This is a genomic window from Pseudomonas sp. GR 6-02, assembly GCF_001655615.1.
Lineage (GTDB): Bacteria > Pseudomonadota > Gammaproteobacteria > Pseudomonadales > Pseudomonadaceae > Aquipseudomonas.
In genome coordinates this window covers 5,426,667-5,449,618 of the sequence record NZ_CP011567.1, presented here as the reverse complement: position 1 = coordinate 5,449,618, position 22,952 = coordinate 5,426,667, and the positions used below count along the sequence as shown (strand labels likewise).

At 59.8% G+C, this 22,952-nt stretch carries 27 protein-coding genes; 15 read left to right on the top strand and 12 right to left on the bottom strand.

Going from position 1 to position 22,952, the window contains the following annotated elements:
- The first annotated feature begins 81 nt into the window (after positions 1–81).
- The gene (locus PGR6_RS24075; RefSeq protein WP_064620308.1) at positions 82–936 is read left to right on the top strand and encodes a carbon-nitrogen hydrolase family protein; all 855 of its coding nucleotides are present in this window, start codon (positions 82–84) and stop codon (positions 934–936) included.
- A 12-nt stretch (positions 937–948) separates the two neighbouring features.
- Positions 949–2,391 (top strand): metalloprotease TldD, encoded by a 1,443-nt coding sequence (gene tldD / locus PGR6_RS24070; RefSeq protein ID WP_018927212.1) that lies wholly within the window; start codon positions 949–951, stop codon positions 2,389–2,391.
- Between the two features lie 60 nt (positions 2,392–2,451).
- On the opposite strand, the gene yjgA is transcribed toward tldD, so the two are convergent.
- Entirely contained in the window at positions 2,452–2,976 is a 525-nt protein-coding gene (gene yjgA, locus PGR6_RS24065) for a ribosome biogenesis factor YjgA (protein WP_007941230.1), read from the bottom strand.
- A 108-nt stretch (positions 2,977–3,084) separates the two neighbouring features.
- Here yjgA and pmbA point away from each other — a divergent pair, with 108 nt between their 5' ends.
- Positions 3,085–4,431, top strand: a complete 1,347-nt coding sequence (gene pmbA / locus PGR6_RS24060) for a metalloprotease PmbA (protein ID WP_019581170.1) — start codon at positions 3,085–3,087, stop codon at positions 4,429–4,431.
- 127 nt (positions 4,432–4,558) lie between these two features.
- Here pmbA and PGR6_RS24055 read toward each other — a convergent pair whose 3' ends face one another.
- From PGR6_RS24055 to PGR6_RS24010, 10 genes are all read right to left on the bottom strand, one after another.
- Entirely contained in the window at positions 4,559–4,831 is a 273-nt protein-coding gene (locus PGR6_RS24055) for an HPr family phosphocarrier protein (protein WP_018927210.1), read from the bottom strand.
- Positions 4,832–4,846: 15 nt separating this feature from the next.
- Positions 4,847–5,704 carry an RNase adapter RapZ gene (gene rapZ / locus PGR6_RS24050; RefSeq protein ID WP_018927209.1) on the bottom strand — a complete coding sequence of 286 codons (858 nt, stop codon included), beginning with the start codon at positions 5,702–5,704 and terminating at the stop codon, positions 4,847–4,849.
- A 2-nt stretch (positions 5,705–5,706) separates the two neighbouring features.
- Complete coding sequence (ptsN, locus tag PGR6_RS24045) at positions 5,707–6,171, bottom strand: PTS IIA-like nitrogen regulatory protein PtsN (RefSeq protein WP_018927208.1); 465 nt, start codon at positions 6,169–6,171, stop codon at positions 5,707–5,709.
- Positions 6,172–6,183: 12 nt separating this feature from the next.
- Positions 6,184–6,492: a ribosome hibernation-promoting factor, HPF/YfiA family gene (hpf, locus tag PGR6_RS24040; RefSeq protein ID WP_007941242.1), complete on the bottom strand. Its 309-nt coding sequence runs from the start codon at positions 6,490–6,492 to the stop codon at positions 6,184–6,186.
- A 74-nt stretch (positions 6,493–6,566) separates the two neighbouring features.
- Positions 6,567–8,060 carry an RNA polymerase factor sigma-54 gene (locus tag PGR6_RS24035; protein ID WP_064620307.1) on the bottom strand — a complete coding sequence of 498 codons (1,494 nt, stop codon included), beginning with the start codon at positions 8,058–8,060 and terminating at the stop codon, positions 6,567–6,569.
- 184 nt (positions 8,061–8,244) lie between these two features.
- Positions 8,245–8,970, bottom strand: a complete 726-nt coding sequence (gene lptB, locus PGR6_RS24030; protein ID WP_018927206.1) for an LPS export ABC transporter ATP-binding protein — start codon at positions 8,968–8,970, stop codon at positions 8,245–8,247.
- Positions 8,970–9,515 carry a lipopolysaccharide transport periplasmic protein LptA gene (gene lptA / locus PGR6_RS24025; RefSeq protein WP_064620302.1) on the bottom strand — a complete coding sequence of 182 codons (546 nt, stop codon included), beginning with the start codon at positions 9,513–9,515 and terminating at the stop codon, positions 8,970–8,972. Before lptA ends, lptB begins: the two co-directional genes overlap by 1 nt.
- Positions 9,502–10,074, bottom strand: coding sequence for an LPS export ABC transporter periplasmic protein LptC (gene lptC, locus PGR6_RS24020; RefSeq protein ID WP_019581167.1), 573 nt, complete (start codon positions 10,072–10,074; stop codon positions 9,502–9,504). Before lptC ends, lptA begins: the two co-directional genes overlap by 14 nt.
- 7 nt (positions 10,075–10,081) lie before the next feature.
- Positions 10,082–10,606 carry a KdsC family phosphatase gene (locus PGR6_RS24015; protein ID WP_064620298.1) on the bottom strand — a complete coding sequence of 175 codons (525 nt, stop codon included), beginning with the start codon at positions 10,604–10,606 and terminating at the stop codon, positions 10,082–10,084.
- Positions 10,606–11,580: a KpsF/GutQ family sugar-phosphate isomerase gene (locus PGR6_RS24010; RefSeq protein WP_064620295.1), complete on the bottom strand. Its 975-nt coding sequence runs from the start codon at positions 11,578–11,580 to the stop codon at positions 10,606–10,608. The genes PGR6_RS24015 and PGR6_RS24010 overlap by 1 nt, the downstream gene beginning before the upstream one ends.
- Before the next feature lie 276 nt (positions 11,581–11,856).
- Here PGR6_RS24010 and PGR6_RS24005 point away from each other — a divergent pair, with 276 nt between their 5' ends.
- The 10 genes from PGR6_RS24005 to hisC all read left to right on the top strand — a co-directional run bounded on the left by PGR6_RS24005 (position 11,857) and on the right by hisC (position 19,807).
- Positions 11,857–12,666: an ATP-binding cassette domain-containing protein gene (locus PGR6_RS24005; RefSeq protein ID WP_018927201.1), complete on the top strand. Its 810-nt coding sequence runs from the start codon at positions 11,857–11,859 to the stop codon at positions 12,664–12,666.
- On the top strand, positions 12,666–13,463 hold the full coding sequence (gene mlaE / locus PGR6_RS24000; RefSeq protein ID WP_026286502.1) for a lipid asymmetry maintenance ABC transporter permease subunit MlaE: 798 nt from the start codon (positions 12,666–12,668) through the stop codon (positions 13,461–13,463). Before PGR6_RS24005 ends, mlaE begins: the two co-directional genes overlap by 1 nt.
- Positions 13,463–13,930 (top strand): outer membrane lipid asymmetry maintenance protein MlaD, encoded by a 468-nt coding sequence (gene mlaD, locus PGR6_RS23995; protein ID WP_007941252.1) that lies wholly within the window; start codon positions 13,463–13,465, stop codon positions 13,928–13,930. Before mlaE ends, mlaD begins: the two co-directional genes overlap by 1 nt.
- A gap of 11 nt (positions 13,931–13,941) precedes the next feature.
- Complete coding sequence (locus tag PGR6_RS23990; protein ID WP_064620291.1) at positions 13,942–14,595, top strand: MlaC/ttg2D family ABC transporter substrate-binding protein; 654 nt, start codon at positions 13,942–13,944, stop codon at positions 14,593–14,595.
- The gene (locus PGR6_RS23985; protein ID WP_018927197.1) at positions 14,592–14,897 is read left to right on the top strand and encodes an STAS domain-containing protein; all 306 of its coding nucleotides are present in this window, start codon (positions 14,592–14,594) and stop codon (positions 14,895–14,897) included. The genes PGR6_RS23990 and PGR6_RS23985 overlap by 4 nt, the downstream gene beginning before the upstream one ends.
- 114 nt (positions 14,898–15,011) lie before the next feature.
- Positions 15,012–15,251: a BolA family protein gene (locus tag PGR6_RS23980; protein WP_018927196.1), complete on the top strand. Its 240-nt coding sequence runs from the start codon at positions 15,012–15,014 to the stop codon at positions 15,249–15,251.
- Between the two features lie 22 nt (positions 15,252–15,273).
- Positions 15,274–16,539 carry a UDP-N-acetylglucosamine 1-carboxyvinyltransferase gene (gene murA, locus PGR6_RS23975; RefSeq protein ID WP_018927195.1) on the top strand — a complete coding sequence of 422 codons (1,266 nt, stop codon included), beginning with the start codon at positions 15,274–15,276 and terminating at the stop codon, positions 16,537–16,539.
- A gap of 126 nt (positions 16,540–16,665) precedes the next feature.
- Entirely contained in the window at positions 16,666–17,301 is a 636-nt protein-coding gene (hisG, locus tag PGR6_RS23970; RefSeq protein ID WP_007941260.1) for an ATP phosphoribosyltransferase, read from the top strand.
- A 125-nt stretch (positions 17,302–17,426) separates the two neighbouring features.
- Positions 17,427–18,752 (top strand): histidinol dehydrogenase, encoded by a 1,326-nt coding sequence (gene hisD / locus PGR6_RS23965; RefSeq protein ID WP_018927194.1) that lies wholly within the window; start codon positions 17,427–17,429, stop codon positions 18,750–18,752.
- A gap of 2 nt (positions 18,753–18,754) precedes the next feature.
- The gene (hisC, locus tag PGR6_RS23960; protein WP_064620289.1) at positions 18,755–19,807 is read left to right on the top strand and encodes a histidinol-phosphate transaminase; all 1,053 of its coding nucleotides are present in this window, start codon (positions 18,755–18,757) and stop codon (positions 19,805–19,807) included.
- A 55-nt stretch (positions 19,808–19,862) separates the two neighbouring features.
- Here the strand turns inward: hisC and algW are convergent, their stop codons facing one another.
- Positions 19,863–21,023, bottom strand: coding sequence for a Do family serine endopeptidase AlgW (gene algW, locus PGR6_RS23955; RefSeq protein ID WP_018927192.1), 1,161 nt, complete (start codon positions 21,021–21,023; stop codon positions 19,863–19,865).
- Positions 21,024–21,125: 102 nt separating this feature from the next.
- Between algW and PGR6_RS23950 the strand changes: the two genes are divergently transcribed.
- Positions 21,126–21,884: a Nif3-like dinuclear metal center hexameric protein gene (locus PGR6_RS23950; RefSeq protein WP_018927191.1), complete on the top strand. Its 759-nt coding sequence runs from the start codon at positions 21,126–21,128 to the stop codon at positions 21,882–21,884.
- 146 nt (positions 21,885–22,030) lie between these two features.
- Entirely contained in the window at positions 22,031–22,948 is a 918-nt protein-coding gene (gene cysD / locus PGR6_RS23945) for a sulfate adenylyltransferase subunit CysD (protein ID WP_007941268.1), read from the top strand.
- Positions 22,949–22,952: the final 4 nt, after the last annotated feature.

Genomic DNA, 22,952 nt, shown 5'->3' with positions numbered 1-22,952 from the left:
TAGCATGGCCGTAAGTCCCCTGCAGGAGCTGCCGCAGGCGGCTCCTACAGGTATGTGTTGATTCCAGATAAGGAAATGGCCATGTCTGTAGCAGTCATTCAAATGGTCAGCCAGAGCGACGTGCTGGCCAACCTGTCCCAGGCCCGTCGTCTGCTTGAGCAGGCGGCGTCCGGTGGCGCGCGGCTTGCCGTGCTGCCGGAAAACTTCGCTGCCATGGGCCGTCGCGACATTGCCGACATTGGCCGCGCCGAAGCGCTGGGCGAAGGCCCGATCCTGCCGTGGTTGAAACAGACCGCCCGCGACCTCAAGTTATGGATAGTGGCCGGCACGTTGCCGTTGCCGCCGGCGGATGAACCGATGGCCAAAGCGCATGCGTGCTCGTTGCTGGTGGATGACCAGGGCGAGACCGTGGCGCGGTACGACAAGCTGCACCTGTTCGACGTGGACGTGGCGGACAATCGCGGGCGTTATCGCGAATCCGATGACTATGCTTATGGCAGTGGCGTGGTGGTTGCCGATACGCCGGTCGGTCGAGTCGGCCTGACGGTGTGTTACGACTTGCGCTTCCCGGAGCTGTACAGCGAATTGCGTGCTGCCGGCGCGGAATTGATTACCGCCCCGTCGGCCTTTACCGCGGTGACCGGCGCGGCCCATTGGGACGTGCTGATTCGCGCGCGGGCCATCGAGACTCAATGTTACGTGCTCGCGGCCGCCCAGGGTGGCACTCATCCGGGACCGCGAGAAACCTTTGGTCATGCCGCGATAATCGATCCATGGGGGCGCGTGCTGGCACAACAGGATCAGGGCGAGGCCGTGCTGCTGGCCGAACGCGACAGCCGCGAACAGGCGGCCATCAGGGCGCGGATGCCGGTGTCCACTCACCGGCGCTTTTTCTCGCAGGGCGCTCAGCGACCTGCATCAGAACGACGAATTTAAGGCGTAAAGCATATGAGCGAGTTGTTGTCCTCTGTCAGTGAACACCTCCTGGCGCCCGGCGGCGTAACGATCGAGAGCCTGCAGGGTGTGCTCGGCGATCTGGCCGGCCCGGGCATCGATGCCGCCGACCTGTATTTCCAGGGGCAGATTTCCGAGTCCTGGGCGCTGGAAGACGGGATCGTCAAGGAAGGCAGCTTCAACCTCGACCAGGGTGTCGGCGTGCGTGCGCAATCGGGTGAAAAAACCGGTTTCGCCTACAGCAATGCGATCACCCTCGAAGCGCTGGGCGCAGCGGCCCGTGCGGCCCGTTCGATCTCCCGGGCCGGGCAGAATGGCACCGTGCAGGCGTTCACTACCCAGGATGTCGCTCAGTTGTACGGGCCGGACAACCCGCTGGAAGTAATGACCCGCGCCGAGAAAGTCGAGCTGCTCAAGCGCATCGACGTGGCGACCCGCGCCCTCGACCCGCGTATTCAGCAAGTCACCGTGAGCATGGCCGGGGTCTGGGAGCGGATTCTGATCGCCTCCACCGATGGCGGCCTGGCGGCAGATGTGCGGCCGCTGGTGCGTTTCAACGTCAGCGTGATCGTCGAGCAGAACGGTCGTCGTGAGCGCGGCGGCCATGGCGGTGGCGGTCGTACCGACTACCGCTATTTCCTCAGCGAAGACCGCGCCATGGGTTATGCCCGTGAAGCGTTGCGTCAGGCACTGGTGAATCTGGAAGCCATCCCGGCGCCGGCCGGTACGTTGCCGGTGGTGTTGGGTTCGGGTTGGTCCGGCGTGTTGCTGCACGAAGCCGTCGGTCACGGTCTGGAAGGCGATTTCAACCGCAAGGGCAGTTCGGCCTACAGCGGGCGCATGGGCGAGATGGTTGCATCGAAGCTTTGCACCATCGTCGATGACGGCACCCTCGCCGGCCGCCGAGGTTCACTGAGCGTCGACGACGAAGGCACGCCGACCGAGTGCACCACGCTGATCGAAAACGGCGTGCTCAAAGGTTACATGCAGGACAAGCTCAACGCGCGCCTGATGGGCGTGGCCCGCACCGGCAACGGTCGTCGTGAATCCTACGCGCACCTGCCGATGCCGCGCATGACCAACACTTACATGCTCGGTGGCGAAAGCGACCCGGCGGAAATCATCGCCTCGGTGAAAAAAGGCATCTACTGCGCCAACCTCGGCGGCGGTCAGGTGGACATCACCAGTGGCAAGTTCGTGTTCTCCACCAGCGAGGCGTACCTGATCGAAGACGGCAAGATTACTGCACCGGTCAAAGGCGCGACGTTGATCGGCAACGGGCCGGAAGCCATGAGCCGGGTGTCGATGGTTGGTAATGATCTGGCGCTGGACAGCGGTGTGGGAACGTGTGGCAAGGATGGGCAGTCGGTGCCGGTGGGTGTCGGCCAGCCAACGCTGAAAATCGATGCGATCACCGTGGGTGGCACAGGATCGTAAGGGGCTCTTGAAAGCGTGAAGCTTCGGGTGAGTTGCGAGGCAACTCACCCGATTCGGGACTTAACGCAAACCGCGTTGAGTCTCGTCCAGCTCACGGATGTACTTGAAGATTTTACGGCTCGAAGCCGGTGGCTTGTTGGTCGCCAGTTCGTGCTGGGCCTGACGGATCAGGGAGCGCAATTGTTGACGATCGGCCTCCGGGTAATCGACGACGAACTTCTCCAGGACGGCGTCGTCGCCTGCGATCAAGCGATCGCGCCAGCGTTCCAGGCCGTGGAAACGTTCGTTGTACTGCCGGGTGGAGGCATCGAGTTGATCGAGCAGGGTGAGAATGGCGCCAGTGTCCTGATCGCGCATCAGCTTGCCGATAAACTGAAGGTGCCGTTTACGCGCGATGTTCGCGGTGTGCTTGGGCGCATCGGCCAGAGCCCGGCGCAAAGCGTCGGTCAACGGCAGTTTTGCCAGCAGGTCAGGCTTGAGTGTTGTAAGGCGCTCGCCGAGGTCAACCAGAGCATGCAGCTCGCGTTTGACCTGGGATTTGCTTTTTTCTCCCGTATCGAGGGAGTCGTCGTAAGAATCAACCATGGTGGCCGTCCGCAAAGAAACGCCGCCATGATAACCAGTCGGGGGCCGCTTGTCCGGCCCGGTCGCTCGATGACCGTTACCGAAAGCAGAATTTGAGTGGAGAACAGCATGAGTGCAGTTGAAAGCGTCGGCCCACAAGCGTTGCCGGCACTGCAAGAGCAAGTCGAGCAGATCATTGCTGAAGCCAAGCGCCAAGGCGCCAGTGCCTGTGAAGTGGCGGTGTCGCTGGAGCAGGGCCTGTCGACCACGGTGCGTCAGCGGGAAGTCGAAACCGTTGAGTTCAACCGCGACCAGGGCTTTGGCATCACCTTGTATGTAGGGCAGCGCAAAGGCTCGGCCAGCACCTCGGCCAGCGGTTCGGAAGCGATTCGCGAAACCGTCGCTGCTGCGCTGGCGATTGCCAAGCACACGTCCGAAGACGAAGCCGCAGGCTTGGCGGATGCCGCGCTGATGGCCAAGGAACTGCAGGATTTCGACCTGTTCCACCAATGGAGTATCACACCGGAGCGAGCCATCGAGCAGGCCCTGGCCTGTGAAGCGGCGGCGTTTGCCGCCGACAGTCGGATCAAGAACGCCGACGGCACCACCCTCAGCACTCATCAGGGTTGCCGTGTGTACGGCAACAGCCACGGTTTTATCGGCGGTTACGCCTCGACCCGTCACAGCCTCAGCTGCGTGATGATCGCCGAAGCCGATGGCCAGATGCAGCGTGATTACTGGTACGACGTGAACCGGCAGGGCAATTTGTTGGCCAGCCCGGAGAGCATCGGCCAGCGTGCCGCGCAACGGGCGGCGAGCCGCTTGGGCGCACGCCCGGTACCGACCTGCGAAGTGCCGGTGCTGTTTTCTGCGGAACTGGCTGGCGGTTTGTTCGGCAGTTTCCTCTCGGCGATTTCCGGCGGCAGTCTGTATCGCAAGTCTTCGTTCCTCGAAGGCACGCTGGGGCAGAAACTGTTCCCGGAATGGCTGACCATCGATGAACGTCCGCACTTGATGCGCGCTTTGGGCAGCTCTGCCTTCGACGGCGATGGCCTGGCGACCTACGCCAAGCCGTTCGTGGAAAACGGCGAGCTGGTGTCCTACGTGCTTGGCACCTATTCCGGCCGCAAGCTGGGCATGCCGAGCACCGCGAATGCCGGCGGCGTGCACAACCTGTTCGTCACCCATGGCGATGAAGATCAGGCGGCCCTGTTGCGCCGCATGGGTCGTGGCCTGCTGGTCACTGAATTGATGGGGCAGGGCCTGAACATGGTCACCGGCGATTACTCCCGTGGCGCAGCGGGTTTCTGGGTCGAGAACGGCGAAATCCAGTTCGCGGTCCAGGAAGTGACTATTGCCGGCAACATGCGCGACATGTTCAAGCAGATCATTGCGGTCGGTAATGACCTGGAATTGCGCAGCAACATTCGCACAGGTTCGGTGTTGATCGAGCGGATGACGGTGGCAGGTAGTTAAGCTGCGGTTGCTGCACAAAAAAAGCGCCACCCGATCGGGTGGCGCTTTTTTTTTGGATCAAAATATCGCAGCTTCGTCAGTGCCTACGCATCTGTGGGCGCAACCGAAAGCCGAAATCCATTGATCTTTATTCGCCTTCGTCGAAGAAGTTGTTGATCAGCGCCACCAGTGCATCCATAGCTTCCTGCTCTTGTTCACCTTCGGTTTTCAGGTGGATTTTGGTGCCCTTGCCGGCCGCGAGCATCATCATGGCCATGATGCTTTTGCCATCGACCATCGTTTCCGGTGTACGGCCAGCTCTGATCTGGCAAGGGAACTGCCCGGCGACGCCAACGAATTTTGCAGACGCGCGGGCATGCAGGCCCAGCTTGTTGATGATTTCGATTTCCAGAGCAGGCATCGCGATGTGAATCCTTTAGCTGAGGTCGCGGTGGCGAACCTGGACGTTCTTCAGGGATTGTTGCAGGACCTGGCCCAGACGTTCGGTCAGGTAGACAGAGCGGTGATGCCCGCCGGTGCAGCCAATGGCAATGGTGACATAGGCGCGGTTGCTGGCGGCAAAGCGGGGCAGCCACTTGAGCAGGTAGGAGGAAATGTCCTGGAACATCTCTTCGACATCCGGCTGCGCCGCCAGGTAGTCGGCCACCGGTTGATCGAGCCCGGACTGTGCCCGCAGCTCCGGTTTCCAGTAAGGGTTAGGCAGGCAGCGCACGTCGAACACCAGATCGGCGTCCACCGGCATGCCACGCTTGAACCCGAAAGACTCCACCAGAAACGCAGTACCGGGCTCCGGCTGATTCAGCAGGCGCAGCTTGATGGTATCGCGCAGCTGATACAGGTTCAGATTGGTGGTGTTGACCTTGAGGTCGGCCAGATCGGCGATCGGCCCCAGTAAATTGGTTTCGTCCTCTATCGCCTCCGCCAGCGAGCGATTGGCACTGCTCAGCGGGTGACGGCGGCGGGTTTCCGAAAATCGTTTGAGCAGGGTCTCTTCATCGGCGTCCAGATACAGCACATCGCACTGGATATGCCGGCTGCGGACTTCTTCCAGCAATTCGGGAAACCGTGACAGGTGGCTCGGCAAGTTGCGTGCATCGATGGACACGGCCACCAGAGGTTGTGCCAGTTCGGTGTGAATCAGTGCGCGTTCGGCCAGTTCCGGCAACAGACCGGCCGGCAGGTTGTCGATGCAGTAGTAGCCGTTGTCCTCGAGAACATCGAGGGCAGTGCTTTTACCTGAGCCGGAGCGGCCGCTGACGATGATCAGGCGCATGATTAGTGACCGTTTTGCTCGTCCAGGACAACCTGATACAAGGCTTCGTTGCTCGGGGCGCTGCGCAGTTTTTCACGCACTTCCTTGCGATCAAGCATGCTGGCGATCTGGCGCAGCAACTCCAGGTGCGCATCGGTGGCGGCTTCGGGGACCAGCAGTACAAACAGCAGGTCAACCGGGGCACCGTCGATGGCGTCGAAATCGATGGGTGCATCCAGGTGCATCAAGGCACTGATGGGCGATCCGCAGCCCTTGAGACGGCAGTGGGGGATGGCGATACCGTTGCCAAAGCCGGTGGAACCGAGTTTTTCACGGGCGACCAGACTCTCGAAGACATCCTGCATGGCCAGATCCGGCACTTCGCGATGGATGAGGTTGGCAATTTGCTCGAGGGCTTTCTTTTTACTGCCGCCCGGCACGTTCACCAGGGAACGGCCGGGGGTCAGGATGCTTTCAAGTCGGATCATGGGTTGGGAGTGTTAACGACCGGTCGCGCCCTGGAGGAGGCTCTGGGTCTTTTCCTTATGCTTTTTGAGTTGTTTATCCAGCTTGTCGGTCAGTGCGTCGATCGCTGCGTACATATCGGTATGTTCCGCGTTAGCGACCACCTCATTGCCGGGAATATGCAGCGTGGCTTCGATTTTCTGCTTGAGCTTCTCGACCGTCATCGTGACCTGCACGTTGGTGATCTTGTCGAAATGCCTCTCTAATCGTTCGAGTTTTTCGCCGATGTAGGTGCGAAGAGGTTCGGTCACTTCCAGTTGGTGTCCACTGATGTTGACTTGCATACAGCTTCTCCTTCGTTGCCAGTGCATAAAGCGGTAGATCCGATGATCTACCACTGGAACGCTGTGGCGTGGCTCTACATCAACCGCTTGCGTTCGCTCGAAGGCGCGATTCCCAGGGATTCGCGGTACTTGGCGACGGTGCGGCGAGCCACCTGAATGCCTTGTGCCTCCAGTAAACCAGCGATCTTGCTGTCACTCAACGGCTTTTTCTGATTTTCCGCGGCAACCAGTTTTTTGATGATCGCGCGGATCGCCGTAGACGAGCATTCACCGCCTTCGGAGGTGCTGACGTGGCTGGAAAAAAAGTATTTCAGTTCATAGATGCCCCGTGGGGTATGCATGAATTTTTGCGTGGTCACCCGTGAAATCGTCGATTCGTGCATGCCCACCGCTTCGGCGATGTCATGCAGCACCAGTGGTTTCATGGCCTCGTCGCCGTACTCCAGGAAGCCGCGTTGATGCTCGACGATCTGGGTGGCCACTTTCATCAGGGTTTCGTTGCGGCTTTGCAGGCTCTTGATGAACCAGCGAGCCTCCTGCAACTGATTACGCATGAAGGTGTTGTCAGCGCTGGTATCGGCGCGGCGTACGAAGCCGGCGTATTGGGCGTTGACCCGCAGGCGCGGCACCGACTCCTGGTTCAGTTCCACCAGCCAGCGCTCGTTGTCCTTGCGCACGATCACGTCGGGAACGACGTATTCGGCTTCGGTGGACTCGATTTGCGAACCCGGGCGCGGGTTGAGGCTCTGGACCAGTTCGATCACCTGGCGCAGTTCATCTTCCTTGAGCTTCATGCGGCGCATCAGCTGGCTGTAGTCGCGGCTGCCGAGCAGGTCGATGTAATCGGTGACCAGGCGCTTGGCCTCGGTCAGCCAAGGGGTCTTGGCGGGCAGTTGGCGCAGTTGCAGCAGCAGGCATTCACCGAGGTTGCGGGCGCCGATACCGGCGGGCTCGAATTGCTGGATGCGGTGCAGGACGGCTTCGATTTCGTCCAGTTCGATGTCCAGTTCCGGATCGAAGGCCTCGAGGATTTCCTCGAGGGTTTCGTCCAGATAGCCCTGATTGTTGATGCAGTCGATCAGGGTCACGGCGATCAGGCGATCGGTGTCGGACATCGGTGCCAGGTTCAGTTGCCAGAGCAAATGGCTTTGCAGGCTTTCACCGGCCGAAGTACGGGTGGTGAAATCCCACTCGTCGTCATCGTTGCTCGGCAGGCTGCTGGCGCTGGTCTGGTAGACGTCTTCCCAGGCGGTATCGACAGGCAATTCGTTGGGAATGCGCTCGTTCCAGTCGCCTTCCTCAAGGTTATCCACCGTCGGGGCGGTTTCCTGGTAGGAGGGTTCCTGAATGTCGGTGTTGGGTTGCTGTTCGGCTTTGTCGGCCAAGGGGTCTGCGTTATCGAAGTCGTCGCCTTCTTCCTGGCGTTCGAGCATCGGATTGGACTCCAGGGCCTCCTGGATTTCCTGTTGCAGGTCCAGGGTCGACAATTGGAGCAGGCGGATGGCCTGTTGCAGCTGCGGTGTCATCGTCAGCTGCTGGCCCATTCTCAAGACTAGCGATGGTTTCATGGCAGGGGCTTAACACCTTATTCGCCGGCGCACATGCGCCATCCACTACAGGGCGCCGAAGCGCCAAACATAAGCAAATTATATGCCTGAAACTGAAGTGTTTGCCTAGAGCGCTGTAACAATAAAAAACTATTGATTTTTTATTGATATGAGCACCAAGGCGACTGGCCAGGCACCTCAGCGCTTACAGGCGGAACTCATGGCCCAGATACACTTCCTTGACCAGTTCGTTGGCCAGGATGGTGGCGGAGTCGCCTTCAGCGATCAGCTGGCCATCGTTGACGATGTAGGCGGTTTCGCAGATGTCCAGGGTTTCACGGACGTTGTGGTCAGTGATCAGCACGCCAATGCCTTTGGCCTTGAGGTGGTGGATGATCTGCTTGATGTCGCCCACCGAGATCGGGTCCACGCCGGCGAAGGGTTCGTCGAGGAGGATGAATTTCGGGTTGGTGGCCAGTGCCCGGGCGATTTCCACCCGACGGCGTTCACCACCGGACAGGCTCATGCCAAGGCTGTCACGAATGTGGTGGATGTGAAATTCCTGCAGCAGGCTTTCCAGCTCTTTGCGGCGACCGGCCTTGTCGAGCTCCTTGCGGGTCTCGAGGATGGCCATGATATTGTCGGTCACCGACAGCTTGCGGAAGATCGACGCTTCTTGCGGAAGATAGCCGATACCGGCCTTCGCGCGACCGTGCATTGGCTGGTGGCTGACGTCCAGGTCATCGATCAGTACGCGACCCTGATCGGCCTGTACCAGACCCACGATCATGTAAAAACAGGTGGTTTTGCCGGCGCCGTTGGGGCCAAGCAGGCCGACGATCTGGCCGCTGTCGATGGACAGGCTGACGTCACGCACGACCTGGCGGCTCTTGTAGCTCTTGGCCAGATGCTGAGCTTTCAGAGTTGCCATTACTGGGTTTTCTCGTCGGTTTTCTTCTTCGGCTGGATCACCATGTCGATACGCGGACGTGTCTCGGTGACCTTGCTGCCCGTGGCTCGACCGGCGCTGGCGAGTTTCTTGATCGTGTCATAGACGATTTTTTCGCCCTGGGTGACGTTGTTGTCCTTGTCGACAACTTTGGCCTTGTCGATCAGTACGACGCGGTTTTGCGCTGCGTGGTACTGGATGGTTACGCCCCAGCCCTGAACAGGCTTGGTGTCGCCAGCGGTCTGCAGTTGCTCGAAGTAGGCGAGGTTGCCCACCGAGGTCACCACATCGATCTCGCCTGTTGGCGTGCGGGTGATGGTCACGGTGTTGCCCTTAACGATCATCGAGCCCTGAGTGATGATCACATCACCTTTATAGGTGGCAACACCGTTCTTGTCGTCCAGTTGGGCGTCGTCGGCCTGGATGCGGATAGGCTGCGCTTGATCGGTCGGCAGAGCCCAGGCGCTCACGCTTCCCAGTGCTGCGCTCAGACTGAGCAAAATAGGGAGGGTTTTAACGAGCCTCATACTGTCCTCTTACGTTCGATAGCAGGTGTATCCTGCTTTCTTTCAAGTACGCTTTCATTCCGTTGCCTGTCGATACACCGCCGGCGCCGTCGATTCTAACGGGTTGATCGGTCTGCGCATATTGCTGCTGCGGGAACACTGTCATACGGGTGGTGGTAATCAGGGTTTTACGGTTTTTTTCGTCGAAACGCGTGATACGTACCGAGTCGATCAGCTCGACCTGGGTGCCGTCCGGGTTGACTTCGCCGCGTTCGCTCTGGACGTGCCAAGGGAATTCGGTGCCACGAAACATGTTCAGGTCAGGGTTGGACAGCAACGTCACTTCCGTCGCCTTCAGGTGTTCGACCTTGTCGGACGTCATTTCATACTGCAGTTTGCCGTCCGGCAGGTACTGCACGCTGTGGGCGTTGGTTGCGTAATAGTCGATCATGGCTTCATCGACATGCGCCACTGGCTTGTCGAGGAAGCGTTCCGGGCTGATGTTCCAATAGCCGACCGCAGCGAATAGCGCCGCGATGCAACCGAATATCAGGATGTTGCGAATCTTTTTGCTCAGCATGATGGGCTCACAGGTACGCGGCGTTGGCCGCATCGAGGCGGCCCTGGGCGCGCAGGATCAATTCGCAGAATTCGCGCGCGGCACCCTCGCCGCCACGGGCCTGGGTGATACCGTGGGCGTGTTCGCGCACGAAGCTGGCGGCGTTGGCCACGGCCATGCCCAGACCGACGCGGCGAATCACCGGCAGGTCCGGCAGGTCGTCGCCGAGGTACGCCACTTGTTCATAGTTCAGGTTGAGTTGGGCAAGGAGCTCGTCGAGCACCACCAGTTTGTCTTCGCGACCCTGGTACAGGTGTGGAATGCCGAGGTTCCTGGCTCGTCGTTCGACCACCGGGGTCTTGCGTCCGCTGATGATAGCGGTCTGCACGCCGGCTGCCATCAACATCTTGATGCCTTGGCCGTCGAGGGTGTTGAAAGTCTTGAATTCGCTGCCGTCTTCGAGGAAGTACAGGCGCCCGTCGGTCAGCACGCCGTCGACGTCGAATACCGCCAGTTTGATCTGTTTGCCGCGTTGCAGCAGGTCCGTGCTCATTACATTACTCCAGCGCGCAGCAAATCGTGCATGTTCAGGGCGCCGACCGGGCGGTCTTCGCTGTCGACAACGACCAGTGCATTGATCTTGTGGTCTTCCATGATTTTCAACGCCTCGGCAGCCAGCATCTCGGCACGTGCGGTCTTGCCGTGGGCGGTCATCACCTGCTCGATGGTGGCGCTGTGGATGTCGATGCTGCGGTCCAGGGTGCGACGCAGATCGCCGTCGGTGAAGATCCCGGCAAGTTTACCGTTGGCTTCCAGAATCACGGTCATGCCCAGGCCCTTGCGGGTCATTTCCATCAATGCGTCCTTGAGCAGGGTGCCGCGCTGAACCTGCGGCAGCTCTTGCCCGGCGTGCATGACGTTTTCCACTTTCAACAGCAGGCGTCGACCAAGTGCGCCGCCTGGGTGGGAAAAGGCGAAATCTTCAGCGGTAAAACCGCGGGCTTCCAGCAGCGCCACCGCCAGGGCATCGCCCATCACCAGAGCGGCGGTGGTCGATGAGGTTGGCGCCAGGTTCAGCGGGCAGGCTTCGTGCTCGACGTGAACGTTGAGGTTGACCTCGGCAGCCTTGGCCAGTGCCGAGTCGGGATTGCCGGTGACGCTGATCAATTTGATGCCCAGGCGCTTGATCAGTGGCAGCAGGGTAACGATTTCATTGGTGGAACCGGAGTTCGACAGTGCCAGGATGATGTCGTCACGCGTGATCATACCCATGTCGCCGTGGCTGGCTTCGGCTGGATGCACGAAGAACGCCGTGGTGCCGGTGCTGGCCAGGGTGGCGGCAATCTTGTTGCCGATGTGCCCCGATTTGCCCATGCCGACCACGACTACGCGGCCTTTGCTGGCCAGAATCATCTCGCAAGCGCGTACGAAATCCGCGTCGATATGGGGTAACAAGCCTTGCACGGCTTCCAGTTCGAGACGGATGGTGCGTTGTGCAGATTGAATCAGGTCGCTGGATTGGCTCATGTCAGAAATCGTATAGCCTGATGAAAAGGCGGCGATTATAACGGTAATGATCAAAACCCTCACGCAAGTTCGTCGCGGTTTGTCATTCCTTGTTACCGAGACCCTCTAAATAGATGATTTCAGGTGGTCATGTTGCTGAACGTGCCCGGCTTGGGCCTTGGGCGCTTGGCATTTGCAGTGATATAGTTCGCCGCCAGTTCGGCCTGCCCGGGAAGGTATGTGCTTTCGTCAGAAAGCCAGGCGTCCGAGTGAGAGGCTGCATCGCAAGGAGTTTAGATGAGTGCCGATAACGCCTACGCGGTCGAGCTGAAGGGACTGACCTTCAAGCGCGGTGCGCGCAGCATTTTCAATAACATCGATATCCGCATACCACGCGGCAAGGTCACCGGCATCATGGGGCCTTCCGGGTGTGGCAAGACCACGCTGTTGCGGTTGATGGGGGCCCAATTGCGCCCCACCAGCGGCGAAGTCTGGGTCAATGGCCAGAACCTGCCGACGTTGTCGCGCAGCGATTTGTTCGATGCGCGCAAGCACATGGGCGTGCTGTTTCAGAGCGGCGCGTTGTTTACCGATCTCGATGTATTCGAGAACGTCGCCTTTCCGCTGCGTGTTCATACCACACTGCCGGAAGAGATGATTCGCGATATTGTCCTGCTCAAATTGCAGGCCGTGGGCTTGCGTGGCGCCATTGACCTGATGCCTGACGAATTGTCCGGCGGTATGAAGCGTCGAGTCGCGCTGGCCCGGGCGATTGCCCTCGATCCGCAAATTCTCATGTACGACGAGCCTTTTGTCGGCCAGGACCCGATCGCCATGGGCGTGCTGGTGCGCCTGATCCGCCTGCTCAACGATGCGCTGGGCATCACCAGCATCGTGGTCTCCCACGATCTGGCCGAGACCGCGAGCATCGCCGACTACATCATTGTGGTGGGTGACGGGCAAGTGTTGGGGCAGGGCACACCCAAGGAATTGATGACTTCGCAGGAACCACGGATTCGCCAGTTCATGACTGGTGAACCCGACGGCCCGGTCGCATACCACTTTCCAGCGACGGATTACCGCGCAGATCTTCTGGGGAAGCGCTGATGCGCAAGATTTCATTAATAGAAAGAGTGCGCCGTTTCGGCCACGCCGGCATCGATGTGCTGGCGGTATTCGGGCGTTCGGCGCTGTTCCTGTTTCATGCCTTGCTCGGTCGCGGTGGCATCGGCGGCAGTTTTGGCCTGCTGGTCAAGCAACTGCATTCGGTTGGCGTGATGTCCCTGGTGATCATCGTGGTCTCCGGGGTGTTCATCGGTATGGTGCTGGCGCTGCAGGGCTTCAATATCCTGTCCAGCTATGGCTCGGAGCAGGCTGTCGGGCAGATGGTTGCGCTGACACTGCTGCGTGAACTGGGGCCGGTCGTCACGGCCTTGCTGTTCGCCGGGCGTGCGGGTTCGGCGCTGACCGCCGAAATCGGCAACATGAAATCCACCGAGCAACTGTCCAGTCTGGAAATGATCGGGGTTGACCCGCTCAAGTACATTATTGCTCCGCGCCTGTGGGCCGGCTTCATTTCCCTGCCGGTGCTGGCAATGATTTTCAGCGTGGTGGGTATCTGGGGCGGTTCGTGGGTGGCCGTCGACTGGCTGGGTGTCTATGAAGGCTCCTACTGGTCGAACATGCAAAACAGCGTGACGTTTGTCGACGATGTGCTGAACGGCATTATCAAAAGCATCGTTTTTGCCTTCGTCGTGACCTGGATCGCCGTATTCCAAGGCTATGACTGCGAGCCCACTTCCGAGGGGATCAGTCGTGCCACTACCAAGACCGTGGTGTACGCCTCTTTGGCGGTACTCGGCCTGGACTTTATTCTGACCGCCTTGATGTTTGGAGATTTCTGATGCAAAACCGCACCCTGGAAATCGGTGTCGGCCTTTTCTTGCTGGCTGGCATCCTGGCTTTGCTGTTGCTTGCGTTGCGGGTCAGTGGCCTGTCCCCGAGCCCGAGCACCGATACTTATAAACTTTATGCATATTTCGATAATATCGCCGGTTTGACTGTCAGAGCTAAAGTGACCATGGCCGGTGTGACCATTGGCAAGGTCACTGCGATCGATCTGGATCGCGACAGCTTCACCGGTCGGGTGACCATGCAACTGGAAAAGCGCGTAGATAACCTGCCGACTGACTCCACTGCATCTATCCTGACCGCTGGCCTGTTGGGTGAGAAATACATCGGTATCAGTGTGGGTGGGGAACAAGCCCTGCTCAAGGATGGTGGAACCATCCACGACACGCAGTCGTCGCTGGTGCTCGAGGACCTGATCGGTAAATTTCTGCTCAATACCGTTAGCAAAGACGCCAAATGAGGAGCTTTTCAATGATCTCTATCTTGCGACGTGGCCTGTTGATATTGCTCGCAGCCTTGCCGTTGATGGCTAACGCCATCGCGGCGCAGTCGGCGCACGATCTGGTTCAGGACACCACGACCCGGATGCTCGCCGACCTGTCGGCCAATAAAGAGAAGTACAAGCAGGATCCACAAGACTTTTATACGGCGTTGAACACCATCGTCGGTCCTGTGGTGGATGCCGAGGGCATTTCCAAAAGCATCATGACCGTCAAATACTCGCGCAAAGCAACGCCCGAGCAAATGAAGACGTTTGAAGAAAACTTCAAAAAAGGTCTGTTCCAGTTTTATGGCAACGCATTGCTCGAATACAACAACCAGGGCATTACTGTTGAGCCTGCCAAGGATGAATCGGGAGACCGTACCAGCGTTGGCATGACGGTCAAAGGCAGCAGCGGCGCGATCTATCCCGTGTCTTACACACTCGAAAAGATCAACGGCGAATGGAAGCTGCGTAACGTCATCATCAACGGCATCAATATCGGCAAGCTATTCCGCGATCAGTTCGCTGATGCGATGCAGCGCAATGGCAACGACCTGGACAAGACCATCAATGGTTGGGCCGGGGAAGTCGCCAAAGCCAAGGAAAACACCGAAAAAGCTGTCGAGAAGAAAGCCCAATGAGTGAGTCGGCCATTCGCATGAGCGAAACCGGCGAGCTGCTGCTCAGCGGTGTGCTGGATTACCGGACCGGCCCGAACTTGCGCAAGCAGGGGCAGGTACTGATCAAGTCCAGCAAGGCGCCTGCGCTGGTGGTCGATTGCTCCGCAGTGGAGAAGTCCAGCAGTGTCGGCTTGTCGCTGCTGCTGTGCTTCATGCGCGATGCCCAGGTGGCCGGCAAGGCCGTGAGCATTCGCGCGATGCCCGAAGACATGCGCAAAATCGCTCAGGTCAGCGAATTGACCGAGCTGTTGGCGCACCCCTGAACCGCATCTATAAAGAAGCCCCCCGTCAGAGTCCTGCTTCGCGGGGTTCGCAGGCGCGGGGCTTTTTTGTATGATGTCCGACCCGCGCGCACAGGGCGCCGATTGAGGTTGAGCATGCAGGCCGTAGAAGTGAAGAGCTTCCTTGAAGGAAAGCTGCCAAACACGAAGGTGGAAGTTGAAGGCGAAGGCTGCAATTTCCAGCTGAACGTGATTAGCGATGAACTGGCGGCGTTGAGCCCGGTGAAGCGTCAGCAGCAGGTCTATGCCCATTTGAACCCGTGGATTGTCGATGGCAGCATCCATGCGGTCACTATGAAATTTTTCAGCAGCGCGGCCTGGGCCGAGCGCACCTGAGCCCAAGGGCGTCGAGATTCTTATGGATAAATTGATTATTACTGGTGGCGCTCGTCTTGATGGCGAGATCCGCATCTCCGGGGCAAAGAACTCGGCCTTGCCGATCCTGGCTGCCACCTTGCTGTGCGATGGCCCGGTGACCGTGGCCAACCTGCCGCACCTGCACGACATCACCACCATGATCGAGCTGTTCGGTCGCATGGGCATTGAGCCTGTGATCGACGAGAAGCTCAGCGTCGAAATCGACCCACGCACCATCAAGACCCTGATCGCGCCGTACGAACTGGTTAAAACCATGCGCGCCTCGATCCTGGTGCTGGGCCCGATGGTTGCCCGTTTCGGTGAAGCCGAAGTTGCACTGCCTGGCGGTTGCGCCATCGGTTCGCGTCCGGTTGACCTGCACATCCGTGGTCTTGAAGCCATGGGCGCGGTCATCGACGTCGAAGGCGGCTACATCAAGGCCAAGGCCCCTGAAGGCGGCCTGCGCGGTGCGCACTTCTTCTTCGACACCGTCAGCGTGACCGGTACCGAGAACATCATGATGGCGGCCGCTCTGGCCAAGGGCCGCAGCGTTCTGGCCAACGCCGCTCGCGAGCCTGAAGTCGTCGACCTGGCGAACTTCCTGAACGCCATGGGCGCGAAGGTTTCCGGCGCCGGCACCGACACCATCACCATCGATGGCGTCGAGCGTCTGCACACGACCACTTACAAAGTGATGCCTGACCGTATCGAGACCGGCACCTATCTGGTGGCGGCAGCGGTCACCGGCGGGCGTGTGAAGGTCAAGGACACCGATCCGACCATCCTCGAAGCCGTTCTGGAAAAACTTCGTGAATCCGGCGCCGAAATCACCACCGGTGAAGACTGGATCGAGCTGAACATGCACGGCAAGCGGCCGAAAGCCGTCAACGTGCGGACCGCTCCATACCCGGCGTTCCCGACCGACATGCAAGCGCAGTTCATCTCCCTCAACGCCATTGCCGAAGGCACTGGTGCGGTGATCGAGACGATCTTCGAAAACCGTTTCATGCACGTTTACGAACTGCACCGCATGGGCGCGCACATTCAGGTTGAAGGCAACACCGCCATCGTCACCGGCATCGAAAAGCTCAAGGGCGCGCCAGTCATGGCCACCGACCTGCGTGCTTCGGCCAGCCTGGTGATCTCGGCGCTGATCGCCGAAGGCGATACCCTGATCGATCGCATCTACCACATCGACCGTGGTTATGAGTGCATCGAAGAGAAGCTGCAGATGCTCGGCGCCAAGATCCGCCGCGTACCGGGCTAGTTTCTGCTGCATGGGCGCAGGGACGCGTCCGTTGATTTGTTGAAGTCGAGCCGGTTTCCGGCTCGATGTGTGTCCGGCGCCGTTTGCGACCGGGCATGAGTACCTTGATAAGGACTGACGTTTCCCATGTTGACTATCGCACTGTCCAAGGGCCGCATCCTTGACGACACCCTGCCGCTTCTGGCTGAAGCGGGCATCGTGCCGACCGAGAATCCGGACAAGAGCCGCAAGCTGATCATCCCCACGACCCAGGCCGATGTGCGCTTGCTGATCGTGCGTGCCACCGATGTGCCGACCTATGTCGAGCATGGTGCCGCCGATCTGGGCGTCGCCGGTAAAGACGTGCTGATGGAATACGGCGGCCAGGGTCTGTACGAACCGCTGGACCTGCAAATCGCCCAGTGCAAACTGATGACGGCCGGTAAAGTCGGCGCAGTCGAGCCCAAGGGCCGTCTGCGCATTGCCACCAAGTTCGTCAACGTCGCCAAGCGCTACTATGCCGAACAGGGTCGTCAGGTCGACATCATCAAGCTCTACGGCTCGATGGAACTGGCGCCGCTGATCGGCCTGGCGGACAAGATCATCGACGTGGTCGACACCGGTAACACGCTGCGGGCCAATGGCCTGGAGCCACAGGATTTCATCGCTGCCATCAGCTCCCGTCTGATCGTCAACAAGGCGTCGATGAAAATGCAGCATGCCCGTATCCAGGCGTTGATCGACACCCTGCGCAAGGCAGTGGAGTCTCGACACCGCGGCTGATTCACCTGCGCGACCTTGAGTCGCGCCCGTCTATCCGCCTCATAGCCAGAATTCTCGGGTGCCCAAGCGGATCAACGGCTAGCTTAGGGCGCCCGAGTTTTTGCCAATCCTATGAGGCTCTCGCTATGACCGCACCGACTGCAATTCGCCGACTCAACGCTGCTGACCCGGATTTCGCACATCATCTGGATCATCTGCTGAGCTGGGAAAGTGTGTCTGACGACTCGGTCAATCAGCGGGTGCTGGACATCATCAAGGCCGTGCGCGAGCGTGGCGATGCGGCGGTGGTCGAGTTCACCCAGAAGTTCGATGGCCTGCAAGTGGCGTCCATGGCGGACTTGATCCTGCCGCGCGAACGCCTGGAACTGGCATTGACCCGCATCACCGTGCCTCAGCGCGAAGCCCTGGAAAAAGCCGCGACCCGTGTGCGCAGCTACCACGAAAAGCAGAAACAGGACTCCTGGAGCTACACCGAAGCCGATGGCACGGTGCTGGGCCAGAAGGTCACGCCACTGGATCGCGCCGGTCTGTACGTGCCGGGCGGCAAGGCGTCCTACCCGTCCTCGGTGCTGATGAACGCGATTCCGGCCAAGGTGGCGGGCGTGACCGAAGTGGTCATGGTCGTGCCGACCCCGCGCGGTGAAGTCAACGAACTGGTGCTGGCCGCAGCCTGCATCGCCGGCGTCGACCGGGTGTTCACCATCGGCGGCGCGCAGGCAGTTGCGGCGCTGGCTTACGGCACCGAAAGCGTGCCGAAGGTCGACAAAGTGGTTGGCCCGGGCAACATCTATGTCGCCACCGCCAAGCGCCACGTGTTCGGCCAGGTTGGCATCGACATGATCGCCGGTCCGTCGGAGATTCTGGTGGTGTGCGACGGCCAGACCGATCCGGACTGGATCGCCATGGACCTGTTCTCCCAGGCCGAGCACGACGAAGACGCTCAGGCGATTCTGGTCAGCCCGGACGCCGAGTTCCTCGACAAGGTCGCGGCAAGCATCGCCAAACTGCTGCCAACCATGGAACGCGCCGAGATCATCGAAACCTCGATCAATGGCCGTGGTGCGCTGATCAAGGTTCGCGACATGGAACAGGCCATCGAAGTGGCCAACCGCATTGCCCCAGAGCACCTGGAGCTGTCGGTCGCCGATCCACAGGCCTGGCTGCCGCAGATCCGTCACGCCGGCGCGATCTTCATGGGCCGCCACACTTCCGAAGCCCTGGGCGACTACTGCGCAGGTCCGAACCACGTATTGCCGACCTCCGGCACTGCGCGCTTCTCCTCGCCGCTGGGTGTTTACGACTTCCAGAAACGTTCGTCGATCATCTTCTGCTCCGAGCAGGGTGCCTCCGAACTGGGCAAGACCGCCTCCGTACTGGCCCGTGGCGAATCGCTGAGCGCTCACGCCCGCAGTGCTGAATACCGCATTCTTGATGACAAGCAGGGGAACTGAACATGAGTAAATTCTGGAGCCCGTTCGTCAAGAATCTGGTGCCTTACGTGCCGGGCGAGCAGCCGAAACTGGCAAAACTGGTGAAGCTCAACACCAACGAAAACCCGTACGGTCCATCGCCAAAAGCCCTGGCGGCGATGCAAACCGAACTGAACGACAACCTGCGTCTGTACCCGGACCCGAACAGCGACCTGCTCAAGCAAGCCGTTGCCAAGTACTACGGCGTGCAGGGCAATCAGGTGTTCCTCGGTAACGGTTCCGATGAAGTCCTGGCGCACATCTTTCATGGTTTGTTGCAACACGATAAGCCGCTGCTGTTCCCGGACATCAGCTACAGCTTCTACCCGGTTTACTGCGGGTTGTATGGCATCAAGTTCGATGCGGTTGCGCTGGACGAGCAGTTCCAGATCAATCCGGCGGACTATGCCAAGCCGAACGGCGGGATCATTTTCCCGAACCCGAATGCGCCGACCGGTTGCCTGTTGGCGCTGGACGCTGTTGAGCAAATCCTCAAGGCCAGCCCGGATTCGGTGGTCGTGGTGGATGAGGCTTACGTCGACTTCGGCGGTGAAACGGCGATCACGCTGGTGGACCGTTATCCGAACCTGTTGGTGACGCAGACCCTGTCCAAGTCCCGTTCCCTGGCCGGCCTGCGGGTTGGTCTGGCCGTGGGGCACCCGGATCTGATCGAGGCACTGGAGCGGATCAAGAACAGCTTCAACTCCTACCCGCTGGATCGTCTGGCGATTGTGGGGGCTGCGGCGGCGTTCGAAGATCGCGAGTATTTCGACAAGACTTGCCGGTTGGTCATCGAGAGTCGGGAGCAAGTGGTCGCGCAACTGGAAGCGAAAGGGTTTGAAGTGTTGCCGTCGGCGGCGAACTTCATTTTCGCCCGTCATCCGAAGCACGATGCTGCGGGGCTGGCGGCGAAGTTGCGCGAACAGGGCGTGATTGTTCGGCACTTCAAGCAAGAGCGGATTGCCCAGTTCCTGCGGATTTCCATCGGCACGCCGGAGCAGAATCTGGCACTGATCGACGGCCTCGGCGACCTCTAGACCAAAACTGTTCCTGTGGGAGCGAGCGGTGCGGCTCGTTCCCACAGGGTCCCGCTTACTCTTCTTCTTTTTCCTGGATCGGCGCCGGCGGCGGACGCAGACCGATTTCTGCGGTGAGCTTGAGTTCTTTACCGTTGCGCATCACCTGAATCGTGACCTTGTCGGTCGGTTTGATGCGCGCCACCTGGTTCATTGACTTGCGACCATCGCCAGCCGGTTCACCGTCGATGCTGAGGATCACGTCGCCCAATTGCAGGCCGGCCTTTTGCGCCGGGCCGTCACGGAAAATCCCCGCGACCACAATTCCCGGGCGTCCCGACAGGCCAAACGATTCCGCCAGTTCCTGACTCAACGGTTGCACTTCGATGCCGAGCCAGCCGCGAATCACCTGGCCGTGTTCGATGATCGACTTCATCACTTCCATCGCCAGTTTGACCGGGATCGCGAAGCCGATGCCTTGCGAGCCACCGGACTTGGAGAAGATTGCCGTGTTGATGCCGGTCAGGTTGCCGTTGGCGTCCACCAGTGCACCGCCGGAGTTGCCGGGGTTGATCGCGGCGTCGGTCTGGATGAAGTCTTCGTAGTTGTTCAGGCCCAACTGATTGCGCCCGGTGGCACTGATGATCCCCATGGTCACGGTCTGGCCGACGCCGAACGGGTTGCCGATGGCCAGGGCCACGTCACCGATGCGCAGGTTGTCAGAACGGCCGACGGTGATCGACGGCAGGTTTTTCAAGTCAATCTTCAATACCGCGAGGTCGGTCTCCGGGTCGCTGCCGATGACCCGGGCCAGGGTTTCACGACCATCCTTGAGCGCTACCACAATCTGGTCGGCACCGCTGGTCACGTGGTTGTTGGTCAGCAGGTAACCTTCCGGGCTCATGATCACGCCCGAACCGAGGCTCGACTCCATGCGCTTCTGCTTGGGCGAGTTGTCGCCGAAGAAGCGGCGGAACTGCGGGTCTTCAAACAGCGGATGGCTGGGTTTGTTGACCACTTTGGTGGTGTAAAGGTTGACCACCGACGGCGCAGCCGTGGTCACCGCATCGGCATAGGACACCGGGCCCTGCTGCACACCAAGGGTTTGCGGGGCTTGTTGCAGATTGACGTCGAGGCTTGGCAGCCCGACCCACTGCGGGTAACGCTGAATAATCAGTAGAGCGACAAGCACGCCGGCCAATAGCGGCCAGCCGGAAAAACGCAGCGCCTTGAGCATTAAGCACGTCCTGAGAGGTTGCAGGCGGTATGAGACCGCCCATAATGTCGCGCATTATACGAGGCCGCGCGCGCCTCTGAACGGGATATTTAGGAGTCTTTTATGGCCGTCGCCCTGAGCACCCTGGTCGAAGAAGCCGACCGTTACCTGGCAAGTGCGAAGATTGCCGATTACTGCCCCAACGGCTTGCAGGTCGAAGGCCGGCCGCAAGTGATGCGCATCGTCAGCGGTGTCACCGCCAGCCAGGCGTTGCTGGACGCCGCGGTGGAGGCCCAGGCCGATCTGGTGCTGGTGCATCACGGCTATTTCTGGAAAGGCGAGAACCCGTGCATCACCGGCATGAAGCAGCGCCGGTTGAAAACCCTGCTCAAGCACGACATCAGCCTGCTGTCCTATCACTTGCCGCTGGACCTGCACCCTGAAGTCGGCAACAACGTACAGCTTGCCCGGCAATTGGACATTACCGTCGAAGGCCCGCTGGATCCGGACAACTTGAAAATCGTCGGCCTGGTCGGCTCGTTGAGCGAACCGATGACCCCCCGCGATTTCGCCCGTCGGGTACAGGAAGTCATGGGGCGCGAGCCGTTACTGATCGAAGGCAGCGAGATGATTCGTCGGGTCGGCTGGTGCACCGGTGGTGGCCAGGGTTACATTGACCAGGCGGTGTTGGCCGGTGTCGATCTGTACCTCAGCGGCGAGGCCTCCGAGCAGACGTTCCACAGCGCCCGGGAAAACGACATCAGTTTCATCGCCGCCGGCCACCATGCCACCGAGCGTTACGGTGTGCAGGCTTTGGGTGATTACCTGGCGCGACGTTTCGCCCTCGAGCACATCTTCATCGATTGCCCGAACCCGATTTGACTACAGGGCTGGAGCCCAAACGAGGGGGTATATTCATATACCCTTTCGATCTAGCCGCCGTCCTGATTAGAAGAGGGCGCTGTGCTAGGATTCCCCGCTCGAACACGGCCCGCAGGCCGTCCATAAGATCGTTTTCGTGAGTAGCCATGGTCGACAAACTGACGCATCTGAAACAGCTGGAGGCCGAAAGCATCCACATCATCCGCGAGGTCGCCGCCGAGTTCGATAACCCGGTGATGCTGTACTCCGTCGGTAAAGACTCCGCCGTGATGCTGCACCTTGCGCGCAAGGCATTCTTCCCGGGCAAACTTCCGTTTCCGGTGATGCACGTCGACACCCAGTGGAAGTTCAAGGAAATGTACGCGTTCCGCGACCGCATGGTCGAAGAGCTCGGCCTGGACCTGCTGGTACACGTCAACCCCGAGGGCGTTGCGCAGGGTATCAACCCGCTGACCCACGGCAGTGCCAAGCACACCGACATCATGAAGACCGAAGGCCTCAAGCAGGCCCTCGACAAGTACGGCTTCGACGCCGCATTCGGTGGCGCCCGTCGCGACGAAGAGAAGTCCCGTGCCAAAGAGCGCGTGTATTCGTTCCGTGACAGCAAGCACCGCTGGGACCCGAAAAACCAGCGCCCGGAGCTGTGGAACGTCTACAACGGCAAGGTCAACAAGGGTGAATCGATCCGCGTATTCCCGTTGTCGAACTGGACCGAACTGGACATCTGGCAGTACATCTACCTGGAAGGCATCCCGATCGTACCGCTGTATTTCGCAGCCGAGCGTGATGTCATCGAGATGAACGGCACCTGGATCATGATCGACGACGAACGCCTGCTCAATCACCTGAGCGACGAAGACAAGGCGCGCATCGTCAAGAAGAAGGTCCGTTTCCGTACACTGGGCGACTACCCGTTGACCGGTGCTGTCGAGTCTGAGGCCACCAGCCTGACCGACATCATTCAGGAAATGCTCCTGACGCGAACTTCCGAACGCCAGGGCCGAGTCATCGATCACGATGGCGCCGGTTCCATGGAAGAAAAGAAACGTCAGGGTTATTTCTAAGGGG

Excerpts from the sequence above, each read along its gene's own strand:
- rapZ (WP_018927209.1), bottom strand. The coding sequence starts at position 5,704 with ATGCGCCTGATCATCGTCAGCGGCCGCTCCGGCTCAGGTAAAAGCACT.
- lptA (WP_064620302.1), bottom strand. The coding sequence starts at position 9,515 with ATGAGGCTCGTTAAAACCCTCCCTATTTTGCTCAGTCTGAGCGCAGCA.
- PGR6_RS24015 (WP_064620298.1), bottom strand. The coding sequence starts at position 10,606 with ATGAGCACGGACCTGCTGCAACGCGGCAAACAGATCAAACTGGCGGTA.
- PGR6_RS23980 (WP_018927196.1), top strand. The coding sequence starts at position 15,012 with ATGCAGGCCGTAGAAGTGAAGAGCTTCCTTGAAGGAAAGCTGCCAAAC.
- pmbA (WP_019581170.1), top strand. The coding sequence starts at position 3,085 with ATGAGTGCAGTTGAAAGCGTCGGCCCACAAGCGTTGCCGGCACTGCAA.
- cysD (WP_007941268.1), top strand. The coding sequence starts at position 22,031 with ATGGTCGACAAACTGACGCATCTGAAACAGCTGGAGGCCGAAAGCATC.
- PGR6_RS23990 (WP_064620291.1), top strand. The coding sequence starts at position 13,942 with ATGATCTCTATCTTGCGACGTGGCCTGTTGATATTGCTCGCAGCCTTG.
- hisC (WP_064620289.1), top strand. The coding sequence starts at position 18,755 with ATGAGTAAATTCTGGAGCCCGTTCGTCAAGAATCTGGTGCCTTACGTG.
- PGR6_RS24005 (WP_018927201.1), top strand. The coding sequence starts at position 11,857 with ATGAGTGCCGATAACGCCTACGCGGTCGAGCTGAAGGGACTGACCTTC.
- ptsN (WP_018927208.1), bottom strand. The coding sequence starts at position 6,171 with ATGATCCGACTTGAAAGCATCCTGACCCCCGGCCGTTCCCTGGTGAAC.
- tldD (WP_018927212.1), top strand. The coding sequence starts at position 949 with ATGAGCGAGTTGTTGTCCTCTGTCAGTGAACACCTCCTGGCGCCCGGC.
- mlaE (WP_026286502.1), top strand. The coding sequence starts at position 12,666 with ATGCGCAAGATTTCATTAATAGAAAGAGTGCGCCGTTTCGGCCACGCC.
- lptB (WP_018927206.1), bottom strand. The coding sequence starts at position 8,970 with ATGGCAACTCTGAAAGCTCAGCATCTGGCCAAGAGCTACAAGAGCCGC.
- PGR6_RS24055 (WP_018927210.1), bottom strand. The coding sequence starts at position 4,831 with ATGCCTGCTCTGGAAATCGAAATCATCAACAAGCTGGGCCTGCATGCC.
- hisD (WP_018927194.1), top strand. The coding sequence starts at position 17,427 with ATGACCGCACCGACTGCAATTCGCCGACTCAACGCTGCTGACCCGGAT.
- murA (WP_018927195.1), top strand. The coding sequence starts at position 15,274 with ATGGATAAATTGATTATTACTGGTGGCGCTCGTCTTGATGGCGAGATC.
- PGR6_RS23950 (WP_018927191.1), top strand. The coding sequence starts at position 21,126 with ATGGCCGTCGCCCTGAGCACCCTGGTCGAAGAAGCCGACCGTTACCTG.
- algW (WP_018927192.1), bottom strand. The coding sequence starts at position 21,023 with ATGCTCAAGGCGCTGCGTTTTTCCGGCTGGCCGCTATTGGCCGGCGTG.
- mlaD (WP_007941252.1), top strand. The coding sequence starts at position 13,463 with ATGCAAAACCGCACCCTGGAAATCGGTGTCGGCCTTTTCTTGCTGGCT.
- PGR6_RS24035 (WP_064620307.1), bottom strand. The coding sequence starts at position 8,060 with ATGAAACCATCGCTAGTCTTGAGAATGGGCCAGCAGCTGACGATGACA.
- hpf (WP_007941242.1), bottom strand. The coding sequence starts at position 6,492 with ATGCAAGTCAACATCAGTGGACACCAACTGGAAGTGACCGAACCTCTT.
- hisG (WP_007941260.1), top strand. The coding sequence starts at position 16,666 with ATGTTGACTATCGCACTGTCCAAGGGCCGCATCCTTGACGACACCCTG.
- lptC (WP_019581167.1), bottom strand. The coding sequence starts at position 10,074 with ATGCTGAGCAAAAAGATTCGCAACATCCTGATATTCGGTTGCATCGCG.
- PGR6_RS24010 (WP_064620295.1), bottom strand. The coding sequence starts at position 11,580 with ATGAGCCAATCCAGCGACCTGATTCAATCTGCACAACGCACCATCCGT.
- yjgA (WP_007941230.1), bottom strand. The coding sequence starts at position 2,976 with ATGGTTGATTCTTACGACGACTCCCTCGATACGGGAGAAAAAAGCAAA.
- PGR6_RS23985 (WP_018927197.1), top strand. The coding sequence starts at position 14,592 with ATGAGTGAGTCGGCCATTCGCATGAGCGAAACCGGCGAGCTGCTGCTC.
- PGR6_RS24075 (WP_064620308.1), top strand. The coding sequence starts at position 82 with ATGTCTGTAGCAGTCATTCAAATGGTCAGCCAGAGCGACGTGCTGGCC.